This is a genomic window from Mesorhizobium sp. URHB0026, assembly GCF_054059755.1.
Genome location: NZ_JBSSCN010000001.1, coordinates 1,027,785 through 1,042,822 on the forward strand (window position 1 = coordinate 1,027,785; position 15,038 = coordinate 1,042,822).

A 15,038-nucleotide genomic window follows, 5' to 3' on the forward strand; every position below is an offset into this window, starting at 1 on the left:
TCAATCCTCGCGGATCGCGTAGCCTGCGCCACGGATGGTGCGTATCACATCGGGCATGCGGCCATTGTTTACCGCCTTGCGCAGGCGGCCGACATGCACATCCACGGTGCGCTCGTCGATGTAGATCGTCTCGCCCCAGACATTGTCGAGCAACTGGCTGCGCGAGAATACGCGGCCGGGATGGCGCATCATGAACTCGAGCAGGCGGAACTCGGTCGGTCCGAGCCGGATCTCGCTCTTCTTGCGATAGACCCGGTGCGATTCGCGGTCGAGCACGATGTCGCCGACCTTGAGCACGCTGGACAACACTTCCGGCTTGGCGCGGCGCAGCAGTGCCTTGACCCGGGCCATGAATTCCGGCGTCGAGAACGGCTTGACCAGATAGTCGTCGGCGCCGGTCGAGAGGCCGCGCACGCGGTCGCTCTCCTCGCCGCGCGCCGTCAGCATGATGATCGGCAACCGCTCCGTCTCGGGCCGCATACGCAGGCGCCGACAGAGTTCGATGCCGGAAACCGCCGGCACCATCCAGTCGAGCACCAGGAGGTCGGGCACGTTTTCCTGGAGGCGGATCTCGGCTTCGTCGCCGCGTGTCACCACCTCGACCTGGTAACCCTCGGACTCCAGATTGTAGCGGAGGAGCACGCCCAGCGGCTCCTCGTCCTCCACCACCATGATGCGTGGCGCGATCATCGATTGATCATCCCTGCCGTCAAGCCGCCGGCACCGACATCGCCGTCTCGTCCTGCTTCGGACGGTTGGCGGGCAGTTGCGTGCCGGTCAGCACATAATACGCATTCTCGGCAATGTTGGTCACATGGTCGCCGATGCGTTCGAGATTCTTGGCGCAGAACAAAAGATGCGTGCAAGCCGTGATGTTGCGGGGATCCTCCATCATGTAGGTCAGGAGTTCGCGGAAGACCGAAGTGTATTTGACATCGATGCGTTCGTCGTCATTCCTGAGCTTGGCGAGGGCGGCGGCATCGCCGGCCGCATATTCCTCGACCACGCCCTGCACCTGGATCAGCACCAGCTGCGCCATGGAGTCTATGGAATGCGACAGGTCGCGCGGCGTGGCGGTGAGGCCGACGGAGCCGACGCGCTTGGCGATGTTCTTGGCAAGGTCGCCGATGCGTTCGAGATCGCCCGCCATGCGGATCGAGCCGACCACATGACGCAGATCGTCGGCCATCGGCTGGCGCTTGGCGATCAGGGTGATGGCGCGATCATCGAGTTCGCGCTGGCGCGCGTCCATAATGGCGTCGTCGGAGACGACGCGCTGTGCCAGCGCGTTGTCGGAATTCAGCAGCGCCTTGGTGGCGCCGCCGACCATGATGCCGGCGAGATCGCCCATGTCGCTGATCAGCCTGCTGATCTGTCCGAGATCCTCGTCGAAGGCTGCGACTGTGTGTTCGGCCATGATCCTGGTCCTCGTATGCGTGAGATCAGCCGAAGCGGCCGGTGATATAGTCCTGCGTGCGCTTCTCGCGAGGCGACGTGAAGATCTTCTCGGTCTTGTCGAATTCGACCAGCTCGCCCAGATACATGAAAGCCGTCTGCTTCGAGACGCGCGCGGCCTGCTGCATGTTGTGGGTGACGATGACGATTGTGTAGTCGGCTTGCAACTCGTCGATCAATTCCTCGATCTTCGCGGTCGACAATGGGTCGAGCGCCGACGCCGGCTCATCGAGCAGGATGACCTCCGGCTTCACCGCCACCGTGCGGGCGATGCAAAGCCGCTGCTGCTGGCCGCCGGACAGGCTGAGGCCGCTGGCATTGAGCTTGTCCTTGACCTCGTTCCAGAGCGCGGCGCGTTTCAACGCCTGCTCGACACGGCCGTCCATTTCGGCCTTGCCGATCTTCTCATAGAGCCGGACGCCGAAGGCGATGTTCTCATAGATCGACATCGGGAACGGCGTCGGCTTCTGGAACACCATGCCGATCTTGGTGCGCAACAGGTTGAGGTCCTGCGAGCGGTCGAGAACGTTCTGGCCGTCGAGCAGCACCTGACCCTCGGCGGTCTGCTTGGGGTAGAGCTCGTAGATGCGGTTGAAGACGCGCAGCAGCGTCGACTTTCCGCAACCCGACGGTCCGATGAAGGCAGTCACGCTGCGCTCGGGCAGCGACAAGGTGATGTCCTTCAGCGCCTTCGACTGGCCGTAGTAGAAATTGAGGTTCTTGACCTCGATCTTCGCCTTGGCGGCTGCCTCGGCGGCAATCGTCATGTCTGGAGACAACATCTGGCTCATTTGTCCTCTCTGCGTCCGGTCAGGCTGCGCGCGAAGATGCTGAGCGCGAGAACCGTCAATGTGATTATGAGTGCGCCGGTCCAGGCCAGTTGCTGCCATTCTTCGTAGGGGCTGAGAGCGAACTGGAAGATGGTGACCGGCAGGCTGGCCATCGGCGCGTTGAGGTTGCTCGACCAGAACTGGTTGTTCAGCGCCGTGAAAAGAAGTGGCGCGGTCTCGCCGGAGATGCGGGCGATCGACAGCAATATGCCGGTGACGATGCCGGACAGTGCCGCGCGGTAAGCGACCGACTTGATGACCACCCAGCGCGGCGCGCCGATCGCGGTGCCGGCTTCGCGCAAGGCGTTCGGCACCAGGTTGAGCATGTCCTCGGTGGTGCGCACGACCACGGGGATGACCAGGATAGCCAGCGCGACGGCGCCGGCGATGGCCGAGAAATGCCCCATCGGCCGCACCATCAATTCGTAGACGAAAAGGCCGATGATGATCGACGGCGCCGACAGCAGGATGTCGTTGATGAACCGCACCACGGTGGTGAGCTTGGAGAAACGGCCATATTCGGCCATGTAGGTGCCGGCGAGGACACCGATCGGCGTGCCGACGATGACGGCGATGACGGTCATCACCACGCTGCCATAGATGGCGTTGAGCAGGCCGCCCGCATCGCCGGGGGGCGGCGTCATCCGCGTGAAGACGTCAAGGGACAGCCCGGCGGCGCCTTTGTAGACCAGTGCGCCGAGGATCAGTGCCAGCCAGGCAAGCCCGATGCCCGCGGCGACGACGCACAGCGTCATCATCACCGAGTTTCTGGTCTTGCGGCGGCTGTGAAGCGACGAGGCTGTCGACATCGGTCAGGCTCCGGTGCGGGCGTCGATGCGCATCAGCATGTAGCGTGCGATGGCAAGGATGAGGAAGGTGATGACGAACAGGATCAGGCCGAGCGCCACCAGCGACGACGTGTAGAGATCGCCGACGGCTTCGGTGAATTCATTGGCGATGGTCGCGGAGATTGTCGTTGCCGGCGCGAACAGCGAGGTAGAGATGCGATGCGCGTTTCCGATGACGAAGGTTACCGCCATGGTTTCGCCAAGCGCGCGGCCGAGGCCGAGCATGACGCCGCCCATGATGCCGATGCGGGTGTAGGGGATGACGACGCGGCGCGTCACTTCCCAGGTCGTGCAGCCAATGCCGTAGGCGGACTCCTTCAGCACCGGCGGCACCGTGTCGAACACGTCCTTGGTGATCGAGGTGATGAAGGGCAGCACCATGATGGCGAGGATCAGCGACGAGGTCAGCAGGCCGATGCCGTAGGGCGGGCCGGCAAACAGACTGCTAAGGCCGGGAATGCCATGGAACACGCTGATGATGAATGGTTGCACTGTCGTCTGCAGGAACGGTGCCAACACGAACAGGCCCCAGATGCCGTAGATGATCGAAGGGATGCCGGCGAGCAGTTCCACCGCCATGCCGATCGGGCGCCGGAGCGGACGCGGGCAAAGCTCGGTGAGAAAAATGGCGATGCCGATGCCGAGCGGCACGGCGATCAGGATGGCGATGGCCGAGGTTACGATGGTGCCATAAATGGGCGCCAGGGCGCCGAATTTCTCGGTGACGGGGTTCCAGCTCTCGGTGGTCAGAAAGGAGAAGCCGAAGGTCGACAGGGCCTGCCAGGAACCGGCGAACAATGAGATGGCGACGCCGCCGAGCAGCACCAACACGAGAATGGCGGCGGCGCGGGTCAGCCCATGGAAGATCGAATCGGTCAACGCGAACCGTCTGACGGTGGCGTCACGTGAACCTCGAACGGCTGGCAAGGCTTCCTGGGCAGCGCTCATGTCAAGCTCGGCTCTTTGTGTTGATTGAAAAGGAGCGCCGCGGGGCGGCGCTCCTCCAGAGAGATGTTACTCGCCGGCGTAGACGGGCTTGCCGTCGGCCTGGATGTCGGCCTTCCACGAAGCCTTGATCAGGTCGACGACGCTGTCGGGGATCGACACGTAGTCGAGCGCCTTGGCGGTTTCCTTGCCGTCCTTGTAGGCCCAGGCGAAGAACTTGAGCGCTTCGCCGGTGGCCGCGGCATCGTCCGGGGCCTTGTGGATCAGCACCCAGGTCGAGGCAGCGATCGGCCAGCTGGCGTCGCCGGGCTCGTTGGTGATGATGACGTTGAAGTTCTTGGCGCCCTTGAAGTCGGCGTTCGAAGCAGCCGCGCCGAAGGATTCGAGCGACGGCTCGACGACCTTGCCGGCGGCGTTCAGCATCTTGGAGTAGGAGAGATTGTTCTGCTTGGCATAGGCATATTCGACGTAGCCGATGCCGCCGTCGGTCTGCTTGACGGTGTTGGCAACGCCTTCGCTGCCCTTGGCGCCGACGCCGGTCGGCCATTCGACGGCCGTGTCCGAACCAACCTTGTCCTTCCAGTCGGGTGACAGTTTCACCAGGTAGTTGGTGAAGTTGAACGTCGTGCCCGAGCCGTCCGAACGATGCACGACGGCGATAGCGGTCGACGGCAGGGTGAGCGAGGGGTTCAGCGCCTTGATCGCGGCGTCATCCCAGGTGGTGATGGCGCCGAGATAGATTTGGGCAATCGTCTTCCCGTCGAGGACGAGTTCGCCCGGCTTGATGCCCGTGAGGTTGACGATCGGCACGATACCGCCCATCACCATCGGGAACTGCACGAGGCCGTTCTTTTGCAGATCAGCGTCGGACATCGGCTTGTCGGTGGCGCCGAAGGTCACGGTCTTGGCGATGACCTGCTTGATGCCGCCGCCCGAGCCGATCGACTGATAGTTGAGGCCGATGCCGGTATCCTTCTTGTAGGTGTCGGCCCATTTGGCGAACACCGGATAGATGAAGGTCGAGCCGGCGCCGGAAAGGTCAGCTGCCATTGCTGCGGAAAGGGTGAGGGTGGACGCCGCAGCCATTGCAATCGCAACGGCCGCCGAGCGGATGAAATGTCTCATGTGGCCTGCTCCTGTTCGGAAGATGGTCTCTCGGCGCCACTTCTAGCCGGCGCCCGCTGAGGCCAATAGCCTTCGATTATAACAGTCGCATGACAGTTTCATGTCAGCCAGGTAACGCGTTGCCGGCAACGCGAAAGACGCTGATCTCGGGCGCTCGCGGCGCGGTCCGAGTTTACCGCCGGAATCAGGGGCTTGAGCCGACCGACGGCTGGAATCACCCCGTACTCGACCAGGCTCTTCCCAAATGAAGAAAATCCGGACGGGAGCGCGTTGCTCGCAGCCAGAGCGTGTCATGGCCGGGCCATCGCCAAAAACAGGTCCGTTGGGGTAGAGTGACACTGTTTCTTGCAGGCGGTCGCTGCTCCCGCCCGTAACTGAGAAGAGCGGAATTCGATTTCGCTATTGTTCCGGCTGGACACGGCCTTTGATATGGCGCGATCGCACCATAGCCATTGCACGCAGCGGTAGCAGTGAATCTCCCGCTGATTCCTTGATTGCCTCGCCTGATCCTGCAATCGAGGCGACGCGCGCTCTATCCCGCGTTGCGGTGGACCTGACGGCCGGCGCCGACCCAGCGCTCGACCTTCTCGAGCAGGGCCCTGGGGCTGATCGGCTTGGGCAGATAGTCGTCCATGCCCGCCTCCAGGCAGCGCTCGCGGTCGCCTTTCAGCGCATGCGCTGTGACGCCGACGATCGGCACATGCGTGCCGGTCTCCTGCTCCAGCCGGCGGATCGCGGCCGTCGCTTCGAGACCGCTCATCTCGGGCATCGAGACATCCATCAGGATCATGCACGGATTGAGCGTGCCGAAGGCGTCGAGCGCCTTGCGGCCATTGCCGACGATCTCGAAACCATAGCCGGTCTCGCCGAGGATTTGCGTGAACACCATCTGGTTCACCTCATTGTCCTCGGCCACCAGTATATCCAGCCTGTGCCCGCCGGCCGTCGCAGGCAGCCTGGGGCGAACCTGTGGCGGCTGCAATTGCGCGCGCTGCTCCGATGGCGCCAGGGGCGGCGGCCAGGAAGCCTCGGGCGCCTCGTCCGCGAGCGTTTGAACGGCGTGGCCGCTGGTGGTGTGGCGATGGCGCTGGATGGTCGCGACCAGCGTTTCCAGGAGCACCGAGGAACGCGCCGGCTTGATCAGCTGGGCATCGATGCCGAGATCGCGGTAGCTGGTGTTGGCAAGCGATTGGTCGACCGATGTCAGCATGATGATCGGCGTGTCGGCGAGGCCTTCGGTGTTGCGCACGATGCGCGCCATTTCGGCGCCGCTCATCTCGGGCATCTGGTAATCGAGCACGACGCAATCGACAGGCACGCCATAGGCGGCGGCCGCGATCAGCACCTTGAGACCTTCGGCGCCGCTTTCGGCCGCGCAGGAATCGAACGTCCACGAGATCATCTGCTCGGTCAGGATGGCGCGGTTGACGGCGTTGTCGTCGACGATCAGCACGCGTGCGCCCGTCACGTCCACCGGCGTGATGCGCTGCCCGCTCTGCTGCCCGGCCCCCGGCAACGTTACGGTGAACCAGAAGGTCGACCCCTTGCCTTCGGCGCTCTCGACGCCAATGTCGCCGCCCATCAGGTCGACCAGCCGCGAGGTGATGGCAAGGCCAAGGCCGGTGCCCTCGTGGCGCCTTGTCGAGGACGTATCGACCTGGCTGAATTTCTCGAACACCAGTTTCAGTTTTTCCTCGGGGATGCCTATGCCGGTGTCGGTGACCGAGATCGTCAGCCTGGTTCCCGTCGGAACCCGTTCGCCGGTCACGTCGACCAGCACGTGGCCTTCATCGGTGAACTTCACCGCATTGCCGAGCAGGTTGGTGACGATTTGCCGGATGCGGCCGACATCGCCGATGAATAGGCTTTCGAGCCGTGGTTCGATGCGCACGATGAGCTCGAGATCCTTTTCCTTGGCCCGTGTCGAAACCAGCGTCGCCACGTCCTCGATCGCCTCGGCCAGATTGAAAGGCGCCGGGTCGAGCACCAGCTGGCCGGCATCGATCTTGGAGAAATCCAGGATGTCGTTGATGATGGTCAAGAGCGCGTTGCCCGATTTGACGATGATGTCGGTGAATGTCTTCTGCTTCGGATCGAGATTGGATTTGGCCAGGAGTTCAGCCATGCCCAGTACGCCGTTCATCGGCGTGCGGATCTCGTGGCTCATATTGGCGAGGAACTCCGACTTGGCGCGGTCGGCGAGCACGGCGCGCTGGCGCGCCTCGCTGAGCTCCGCCTCGCGCTGCTTGAGTTCCGTGATATCGGTGGTCGAACCGATCAGGTAGAGCGAACCGTCGGAGGCGATCATTGCGCCCTTGCGCGCGAACTGATGCCTGACGCTGCCGTCTGAAAGGCGCACCGTCTCCTCGATCTCCTGGGTCTCGCCCGTACGCAGTACAGCGAGATCGCTTGCCACGAAGGCCTCGCCATCCGGCCCGAAGATCTCGACGTCGGTCTTGCCGATCGCCTCCTGCTTGCTGAAGCCGGTGAGATCGCACCAGCCCTTATTGACATAGAATTGCCTGAGATCGGAGCGCTTGGCGTAGATCGACACCGGCACGTTGTCGATCAGGCTGCGGAACACCTCGTTCTCGCGCATGCTCTCTTCCAGAGCTTGCTCGCGCGCCTTGACGTCGGTGATGTCGGTGCTGGATCCGACCAGATGCACCGATCCGTCCGTGGCCACCAGGCGGCTCTTGCGCGTCATCAACTGCCGCACCGTTCCGTCACGATGAGTGACGGGCTCCTCGACCTCGCGCACATTCCCGTTCGTCACGACATCGGTGTCGTCCTGGCTGAAGCCTTCCGCTTCCTCGCCGCTGAACAGCTGACGGTCGGTCCGGCCGATGACATCGTCCTTGGCGAGACCGGTCAGCGCGCACCAGGCCTTGTTGACGAATTCGATGCTCAGGTCCTGCGCCTTGATGAAGGCGGCCACCGGCAACTCGTCCATGACATGACGGAAGAGATCGATCTGGCGCATCGAGTCATGAAGCGCCGCCTCGCGGCTCTTGAGGTCGGTGATGTCGACGCGCACGCCGATGAACGTGCCGTCGCCTGTGCGCATATCGTAGACCTGGTACCAGCGGCCATCCGCGTTGAGGCGCTCATAGGAGGAATTCGGCAGACGGTAACGCGCCAGGATGCCGTCAAGCCAGCGTTCGGAATCGGCTTCGTACAGGCTGTCGATCTCAGGATCGCCACTCGAACGGAAATAACCCACCGAATGGCCGAACTCCAGCGCTTCGCGGAAGGTGCGGCCGGGCTGCCAGAAGGGCTTCAGCGCCGGCAACGTATCCTGCAGTCTGTGGTTGGCGAAGACGAACTTGTCGTCGCGGTCGTAGATGATGACGCCCGCCGGCAGCGATTCCAGCACGCTGGCGAGATGCTTGCGCGCGTCTTCGGCTTCGGTCTCGCGCCGCTTCATGTCGGAGATGTCGAAGAGAAAGCCGGCGACATAGTCGCGGCCGCTTGCCATGCGGACGCGATTCTTCCTGACGATACGCGAACGGGTGCCGCCGCCGGCCTCGAAGCTTTCTTCCACTTCGTATTGCTGTCCCCCGGCCAGCACCTCGCGTTCGCTGCTTTCGAACAGCGCGACCTCGTCCGGCCCGAGGAAATCGCTTCCCGGCCTGCCAAGCATGGCTTGCGGCGCCTGCTTGAACAGCGCCGCGAAGGCCCTGTTGACGAACACGAAGCGCAGATTGTCGTCCTTGACGAAGATCGGATCCTTGACCCCGTTGATTACTGCTTCCGCCAGCCGCGCCTTTTCCAGCGCTTCGGCAAGTTCGGCCTCGCGATCCTTCATGTCGGTGACATCGACATAGGAAATGAACCGCTTGCCGCCGGCCAGCGGCGCCATCGACGAGATCAGCGTCCTGCCGTCATTGCGCGGGAACTGCCTCGCTCCAGCTGTGCCGGCCCTGATTTCAGCCTCGCGTTCGGCGACATGCCGCTGCCATGTCGCGTCGTCCGAACCATACGGGTCGATGTCGCGGCTGGCTTCCATCAGATCGCGGAAGCTGCAGCCGGTCTCGGCGCGCCGGGCGTCGATCTGCCAGAAATCGTAAAAGGCGCGGTTGATGACCTCGGCGCGCATGTCGGCATCGAGGACGAGAACACCGATCGGCATCTGATCGACCATGGTGCGGAGATTGGCGAAAGTCTCGGCTATCTTTGCGTTGGCGTTCTCGATCTCGGCGTCGCGCTGCTTGATCTCGGTGACCTCGTAGTAGGTCAGCAGCCGTTTGCCTCCCGACAGAGCCGTGACGGAGAACATCATGGTGCGCCCGTCGGTGTGGACAAACTCCCGAGGCGCGACGGTACCGTTCTTGATCTCTTCGATGCGCGTGGCGAGGTAGCGCTGCCATTGCTCTTCGTCGATGTCGCCATAGATGCCGTTGCGGCGATTGAGTTCCATCAGCAGGCTGAACGGCGCGCCTACCGTCACGGCCCCATCCGGAATCCTGGAGAGATCGCGATAGGCCTTATTGACGATGAGCGTATCGAGCCTGGCGTCTAGAAGCACGACGCCCATATGCATGGCATCCATCGTCCGCTCGAGATCGGCGAGATGCTGGACGGTGTCGCCGCCAGCCGCCGGCTGCATGGCCTCGAAGGAGCTGGCCACCAGCGCGGTGACGTTGCGGCCAAGGCCGCGATAGCCGACGAATTTTCCTTCGCTGTCGAAACGCGGGACGCCTGACGTCAGCACCCAGCGGCAGTCGGGGCGGCCTCCCTTCAGTTCGTAGACGAAGTCGCGGAACGGCCGGTGCGCCTGCAAATCCTCCAGATGCGCCGCCGCACCGCGGTTGCCCTGCAGGACCTGGTTGAGAAAGTCGAAGCGGAACCGACCTAGCACGATTGCCGGATCGATACCGGTTGCCGCCTGATAATCTTGGGAAAGCCAGGAAAAGCGCAGTTCCGCGTCGGTTTCCCAAATCCAGTCCGAGCCCGCTTCGACGAGTTGGCGCAGCGCGTCGACGCAATCCATGTCGACGCCGGATGACCCATCGCCGCCATGCGCGGCTGCCTTGCCGGGCTTGCGCTTGCCCCGCGCGCCGATTGCTTCGTCCGTTTCCGCCATGCTGTCCCCACCCCGAAAATCAAGGCCGAACCCTCCCTCCGCGGTTCGTCGGCGGAATGTGCCGCAGAAGCATTAACGATCCGCTAACCTTAACGGCGCAACCGGCCTGTTCCTGCTGCGTTATTCCGTCCGGTTGTGGCGCGGAGCAAGGCCGCGCTATAAGCATGCGCAGGGGTGTTGCTAATGTACGGACGGATAGGGCCTTTCTTGCTGGGCGTGGCGCTGCTTTTCGGCGGCGGCTGCTCTCGCAGCTATGACGGCACGGTGGTAATCCCGCGGCCGCTCGACGCCAGGCGGATCTGGGACCGGCCGCCGCCCAATGTCGATTACCAGCCGCCGGTCGACAACGGCGCCTTCCCGGGTCCACCCCAGCCTCCCGGGCGGTTTTACGAGCGCAGGGTGGTTAAGCCTGCGCCCCACAGACGGTCTCAGGCCAGGGTGTCACCGCCCTCTCCTCCGTCATCGGGCCCCGAAAAACAATTGGCATGCAGGAACGTAAGCGCTCCCGGTCAAAGAGTTCGCATGGTTTGCGATTAATGCATAAAACAAAGGCCTGAATCCGCTTCGACGCGACGTGCTTTAGAACGGTCTATAGCGATGCCGCGCCCTTCCTCGGTTCCTTGGCGCCGAGCTTGTCGAGCGCAAGCCGAACCTGGCGCAGATCGTCCTGCCAGCCGTCATCGTCGCCCATCGGGCTCTCCGACGCCGCCCGTTGCAGCCCGCGCGCCTCGGATTCGATCTTGCGCAATTCGGCGATCTTCTGGTCGGTAGTCAGTGAGGCGTCTTCGACGATCTCCAGTACCCGCATTTCCCTGAACGTGGCCATGGCGTTCTCCCTGCCTGATATCGACCACAACGCCGGGAGGCGGACCCCGTTCCGAAGACGAACGTTCCCGCGAAAACACTCGTGGGTCATTCAGCCGGGAAAAAGGCGGGGCCGACCACACGCACCGTCGAGCCTGCGATCAATCAGGCATTACGGTGTCTGGTGCTGAAACCTTTGCCCGTGCTGCTGCGTTGAAGCGCAAAGGAGAACGCGGGATGTCGATGCATTTCACCGTATCGGAGCTAACAAGAAATCTTTTTCACTCTCTCGGGCTGGATCACGGGCGTGCCCCACGGCCGCTCAGTCCCGAGGAAAGCCTGTTGCTGGAGTGCTATCTGGCCGGGCAAATCCCGGAATCCGCCTGGAGCGACTACGTCTTCGAGACTCCGGATTTGGCACGGCATGCCGAAGCACGGCGCCTGAGCCATTGATCCGCGGCGCGGGAAAGACGCCCGACCAGGTTCTCCGGTCCGACGAACCACCCGTGCCGATGCCCACTCCATGGCAGGCGTTTTTTGGGCATACCGCTAGTGCTTGGGCGAAACGAATTGCTGCGTAAACACGTTGCCGGCAATTCCTTGCGATAGCTGCGGCGATAGACTCAGCGGCGTGCAATTCTTCACCGCCGCTATTGCCGCATCGATGAACGCCTTACGCGCCTTGTCGTCGCCAGCCACCTTGGCGGCGGTTGGTCGCGGCGGCCCTATCAGAGTACCGTCGCGCTTGAAACTGAAACTCAGGGTTACAGTCGAATCTCCGGCACCGGCAGGCGGTGTCCAGCAGGACTGGATCGCGGTCCCGACATCGTCCATGGTATTGAGCGCTGCGGCCGATGCGCATGCGACACCTGCCGACATCAAACCCGCGATCGCCAGTTTTGCAACATGTTTCATCGCAAGCCCTCATCATCACGACAGTCCGGCAACCCGCCGGACTACTGGGATCGATGGTAGAGCCGACATGGGCAATGACAATATCCCTGCCAAAAAGTTGTTCGAAGAGAGCCGACTCCGGAGCCGCCCTGGCGCCTGGCCAATGCGAGCGATGTAGCCCGAAAACAAAAAGGCCGGCACAGAGCCGACCTTTCCTTTCCGCCTCGACAGCTGCGCCAGTACATCCGTGGTCGCAGGCCCAAAGCGAATTGTCCCCAGTAGACAGGCTATTGGTAAACCAAACCTTAACCTGCCTGCCGTCCCCACCGCAAGGCCAGGAATAGATTGCCGCGAAGCCCACGATTGTCGCGATAGAACGGCCTATGCGACGGCCCTGAACTCGGTTTCTGGTATCGTTCCAAGCCCGGCACACTGCGCGCATATCATGGTCTTTCCCGGGCAACCGCTTTGATGTGTCCAGTGCGGGCAGCAATACCCTTTTGAAGCACGCCATCTCGAGCAATCGAAAACCTTTCCACCGCCATGGCAGTGCGTGCATGTCGTCCTAACAGAGGCCATTCCAAACTCTACCCGACTCAAGACCCGGGTTGCCGCGAAAGCTATCCCCGCGCCCCAAGTCTCAGAGAACGCACTACTTTCAAGCGTCGCGGCTTGGCTTAAATTGGGTTGGATTCGGGGTATGGGAAGCCCCCGCTATCGCAGGCTTTGCGTGCTCTTTCGAGGTATGCGGAGCCCATGCGGAAAGGGTCCGAAACTGCAGGATTGTCTGGAGGTCAACGACAGGACCGTTGCTTGGTACGCCCAAGGGGAATCGAACCCCTGTTCCCGCCGTGAGAGGGCGGTGTCCTGACCGCTAGACGATGGGCGCGCTCAAGAAGGGGCGATATAGGCTGACGGCCGGGAAAAAGCAACTGGGGTTCGGCGGCTTTGCCGCATCGAATGAAAAGCCGCCCCCGCGTTAGCGTTTCGGCTGGATCAGGTCCCACAGATTGCCATGCAGATCGGCGAAAACCGCCACCGTGCCATAGGCTTCGTGACGCGGCGCCTCGCGGAATTCGACGCCCTTGTCCAGCATCGCTGCATGGTCGCCGGCGAAATCGTGGGTTTCGAGGAAGAGAAAAACCCGGCCGCCGGTCTGGTTGCCGATGCTTTTCCTCTGCGTCTCGTCGGACGGCTCGGCCAGCAGCAGCCTGGCGCCCGGCCCGTCGGCCGGCGCGACCGTGACCCAGCGTTTGCCGCCGCCGAGATCGACATCCTCGGTCAGCGTAAAGCCCAGCCGCTCTACATACCAGGCGATCGCCTCGTCATAGTTGGCGACGACCAGCGCCACGGTCGCGACACGACGGTGTTCGGCGAAGCCGGTCATGTCCGTGGCAAATGTGTTTGCCGCATTGGCGCCTGCCTATTTGTTGCGGATCGCGAAACGGCCGATCAGGTGGCGCTCGGCGATATCATAGATGAAGATCGCACGGCTGCCGTCGGCAAGCTCGGCGTCGATCGAAAGGCGGTTGCCCGACAGTGACTGACCGACCACCCTGGCGCCAACCGGAAGAACGATGTCCCCGGTGAGCGGTTCGCTGGCGGGTACCTGGACGTCGCCAGCCAGCGGCGGGCTCACCGGCGATGCTTTGCGTGATTTGTAGACAATCGCCGCGATCACCACCATAACAGCCAGAAAGAGCAGGCCGAGATTGATGGCCATGAAGCGGATGAGCTTGCCGCGCAGCTTGTCGACTTCGGGGTCGAGCGGCTTTTCCTGCTCTTCATCGGCATCGGGCCGGGCCATGGCAAACATTCCGGAATGGTTTTTCGATGAGCGCTCATAGCGAAGAGGCCCCCGAATTGATAGAGGACCTGTTGATAGAGGCCGCGCCCACCTTGCTGGTCGCCGGCTCGGACGCGGCCGGCCAACGCCTCGATCAGTGGCTGGCCGCAGCACTTGGCCCGGATATGTCACGCAGTCGCGTGCAGATGCTGATCAGGCAAGGCGCCGTCGTCATCGACGGCAAGCCGGTCGACGAAACCAAGCGCAAGATGCGCGCGGGCGAAAATGTGTCGGTAGCCATGCCGGAACCGGAGCCGGCGCAGCCGGAGGGCGAGAACATCGCGCTCGAGGTGCTCCACGAAGACGACGAGTTGATCGTCATCAACAAGCCGGCGGGGCTTGTCGTGCACCCTGGCGCCGGCAACTGGACCGGCACGCTGGTCAATGCGCTGATTCATCATTGCGGCGACAGCCTGTCTGGCATTGGCGGGGTGCGCCGCCCGGGCATCGTCCATCGCCTCGACAAGGAGACCAGCGGCGTCATGGTGGTCGCCAAGACCGACCGTGCCCACAAGGCCCTGTCGGAGGCGTTCGCCGACCACGGCCTGACGGGTGATCTCGAACGCGCCTACCTGGCGCTGGTCTGGGGCATACCGCAGAGGCCGACCGGAACGATCGATGCGCCGCTTGGCCGCGCCTCCGACCGGGTTCGCCGCGCCGTAGTGCCGGAAGGCCGTGACGACGCACGGCACGCCGTCACTCGTTTTGCCGTGCAGGAGCGTTTCGGCGAGGGCCACCGGGAATTCGCTGCCGCTAGCCTCGTCGAATGCCGGCTGGAAACCGGCCGCACCCACCAAATCCGCGTCCACATGGCCCATATCGGCCATCCCGTGATTGGCGACCCGGACTACGGCCTCGCCTTCCGTACCAAGGCCAATCGGCTGCCCGAACCGCTGAAAAGCCAGGTCCAGGCATTTTCCCGGCAAGCCTTGCATGCACGGCTCCTTGCATTTCGGCACCCGACTACCCATCTAACGATGAGGTTCGAGGCGCCGTTACCGGGGGACATGGAGGAACTCGTCGGCGGCTTCCGCAAGCTCTGAACCTGCCGTCAAAAACCTGAGTGGCATTGTTCACTTCAACGTGACACACTGTTTCGTGTTGAACAAATGCCTGTCTTTTCTGGTTTTGTTCCTGTATAAGATCTGTTGTCGCGAGCGAGCCTTTTGGTGTTCGCGTCACATGCCCGCCGCGTTTCGGGGGCA

Annotated in this window: 13 protein-coding genes and 1 tRNA gene; 2 read left to right on the forward strand and 12 right to left on the reverse strand. The window is 62.8% G+C overall.

All coding sequences use genetic code 11. The features are described from left to right. The 8 genes from phoB to ACVWWD_RS05195 all read right to left on the reverse strand — a co-directional run bounded on the left by phoB (position 1) and on the right by ACVWWD_RS05195 (position 11,115). Complete coding sequence (gene phoB / locus ACVWWD_RS05160) at positions 1-690, reverse strand: phosphate regulon transcriptional regulator PhoB (protein WP_010911896.1); 690 nt, start codon at positions 688-690, stop codon at positions 1-3. Positions 691-709: 19 nt separating this feature from the next. Then, positions 710-1,417 (reverse strand): phosphate signaling complex protein PhoU, encoded by a 708-nt coding sequence (gene phoU, locus ACVWWD_RS05165; RefSeq protein WP_023774103.1) that lies wholly within the window; start codon positions 1,415-1,417, stop codon positions 710-712. A gap of 25 nt (positions 1,418-1,442) precedes the next feature. Further along, complete coding sequence (gene pstB / locus ACVWWD_RS05170; protein WP_015315386.1) at positions 1,443-2,246, reverse strand: phosphate ABC transporter ATP-binding protein PstB; 804 nt, start codon at positions 2,244-2,246, stop codon at positions 1,443-1,445. Beyond that, the gene (gene pstA, locus ACVWWD_RS05175; protein WP_023774102.1) at positions 2,243-3,094 is read right to left on the reverse strand and encodes a phosphate ABC transporter permease PstA; all 852 of its coding nucleotides are present in this window, start codon (positions 3,092-3,094) and stop codon (positions 2,243-2,245) included. The genes pstB and pstA overlap by 4 nt, the downstream gene beginning before the upstream one ends. A gap of 3 nt (positions 3,095-3,097) precedes the next feature. Next, positions 3,098-4,081: a phosphate ABC transporter permease subunit PstC gene (pstC, locus tag ACVWWD_RS05180; protein WP_023794962.1), complete on the reverse strand. Its 984-nt coding sequence runs from the start codon at positions 4,079-4,081 to the stop codon at positions 3,098-3,100. Positions 4,082-4,147: 66 nt separating this feature from the next. Beyond that, the gene (pstS, locus tag ACVWWD_RS05185; RefSeq protein WP_023774100.1) at positions 4,148-5,203 is read right to left on the reverse strand and encodes a phosphate ABC transporter substrate-binding protein PstS; all 1,056 of its coding nucleotides are present in this window, start codon (positions 5,201-5,203) and stop codon (positions 4,148-4,150) included. A 532-nt stretch (positions 5,204-5,735) separates the two neighbouring features. Beyond that, positions 5,736-10,289 carry a PAS domain-containing protein gene (locus tag ACVWWD_RS05190; RefSeq protein ID WP_352550672.1) on the reverse strand — a complete coding sequence of 1,518 codons (4,554 nt, stop codon included), beginning with the start codon at positions 10,287-10,289 and terminating at the stop codon, positions 5,736-5,738. A gap of 589 nt (positions 10,290-10,878) precedes the next feature. Beyond that, a complete protein-coding gene (locus ACVWWD_RS05195) occupies positions 10,879-11,115 on the reverse strand; it encodes a hypothetical protein (protein WP_023774098.1) in 237 nt (78 codons plus the stop codon). A gap of 215 nt (positions 11,116-11,330) precedes the next feature. On the opposite strand from ACVWWD_RS05195, the gene ACVWWD_RS05200 reads away from it, so the two are divergent. Continuing rightward, positions 11,331-11,546: a hypothetical protein gene (locus tag ACVWWD_RS05200; RefSeq protein WP_084056335.1), complete on the forward strand. Its 216-nt coding sequence runs from the start codon at positions 11,331-11,333 to the stop codon at positions 11,544-11,546. A gap of 96 nt (positions 11,547-11,642) precedes the next feature. On the opposite strand, the gene ACVWWD_RS05205 is transcribed toward ACVWWD_RS05200, so the two are convergent. The 4 genes from ACVWWD_RS05205 to ACVWWD_RS05220 form a co-directional block, all read right to left on the reverse strand. Then, positions 11,643-12,008: a hypothetical protein gene (locus ACVWWD_RS05205; protein WP_352550674.1), complete on the reverse strand. Its 366-nt coding sequence runs from the start codon at positions 12,006-12,008 to the stop codon at positions 11,643-11,645. 793 nt (positions 12,009-12,801) lie between these two features. Next, positions 12,802-12,876 (reverse strand) — tRNA-Glu (locus ACVWWD_RS05210). Positions 12,877-12,966: 90 nt separating this feature from the next. After that, positions 12,967-13,374, reverse strand: coding sequence for a VOC family protein (locus ACVWWD_RS05215; RefSeq protein WP_352550676.1), 408 nt, complete (start codon positions 13,372-13,374; stop codon positions 12,967-12,969). Positions 13,375-13,410: 36 nt separating this feature from the next. Next, positions 13,411-13,794, reverse strand: coding sequence for a fimbrial protein (locus ACVWWD_RS05220; RefSeq protein WP_352550678.1), 384 nt, complete (start codon positions 13,792-13,794; stop codon positions 13,411-13,413). A gap of 26 nt (positions 13,795-13,820) precedes the next feature. Between ACVWWD_RS05220 and ACVWWD_RS05225 the strand changes: the two genes are divergently transcribed. After that, positions 13,821-14,876, forward strand: a complete 1,056-nt coding sequence (locus ACVWWD_RS05225) for an RluA family pseudouridine synthase (protein ID WP_352550680.1) — start codon at positions 13,821-13,823, stop codon at positions 14,874-14,876. The last annotated feature ends 162 nt before the right edge of the window (positions 14,877-15,038 follow it).

Coding starts and splice junctions, on each gene's coding strand:
- phoB (WP_010911896.1), bottom strand. CDS start 690: ATGATCGCGCCACGCATCATGGTGGTGGAGGACGAGGAGCCGCTGGGC.
- phoU (WP_023774103.1), bottom strand. CDS start 1,417: ATGGCCGAACACACAGTCGCAGCCTTCGACGAGGATCTCGGACAGATC.
- pstB (WP_015315386.1), bottom strand. CDS start 2,246: ATGAGCCAGATGTTGTCTCCAGACATGACGATTGCCGCCGAGGCAGCC.
- pstA (WP_023774102.1), bottom strand. CDS start 3,094: ATGTCGACAGCCTCGTCGCTTCACAGCCGCCGCAAGACCAGAAACTCG.
- pstC (WP_023794962.1), bottom strand. CDS start 4,081: ATGAGCGCTGCCCAGGAAGCCTTGCCAGCCGTTCGAGGTTCACGTGAC.
- pstS (WP_023774100.1), bottom strand. CDS start 5,203: ATGAGACATTTCATCCGCTCGGCGGCCGTTGCGATTGCAATGGCTGCG.
- ACVWWD_RS05190 (WP_352550672.1), bottom strand. CDS start 10,289: ATGGCGGAAACGGACGAAGCAATCGGCGCGCGGGGCAAGCGCAAGCCC.
- ACVWWD_RS05195 (WP_023774098.1), bottom strand. CDS start 11,115: ATGGCCACGTTCAGGGAAATGCGGGTACTGGAGATCGTCGAAGACGCC.
- ACVWWD_RS05200 (WP_084056335.1), top strand. CDS start 11,331: ATGTCGATGCATTTCACCGTATCGGAGCTAACAAGAAATCTTTTTCAC.
- ACVWWD_RS05205 (WP_352550674.1), bottom strand. CDS start 12,008: ATGAAACATGTTGCAAAACTGGCGATCGCGGGTTTGATGTCGGCAGGT.
- ACVWWD_RS05215 (WP_352550676.1), bottom strand. CDS start 13,374: ATGACCGGCTTCGCCGAACACCGTCGTGTCGCGACCGTGGCGCTGGTC.
- ACVWWD_RS05220 (WP_352550678.1), bottom strand. CDS start 13,794: ATGGCCCGGCCCGATGCCGATGAAGAGCAGGAAAAGCCGCTCGACCCC.
- ACVWWD_RS05225 (WP_352550680.1), top strand. CDS start 13,821: ATGAGCGCTCATAGCGAAGAGGCCCCCGAATTGATAGAGGACCTGTTG.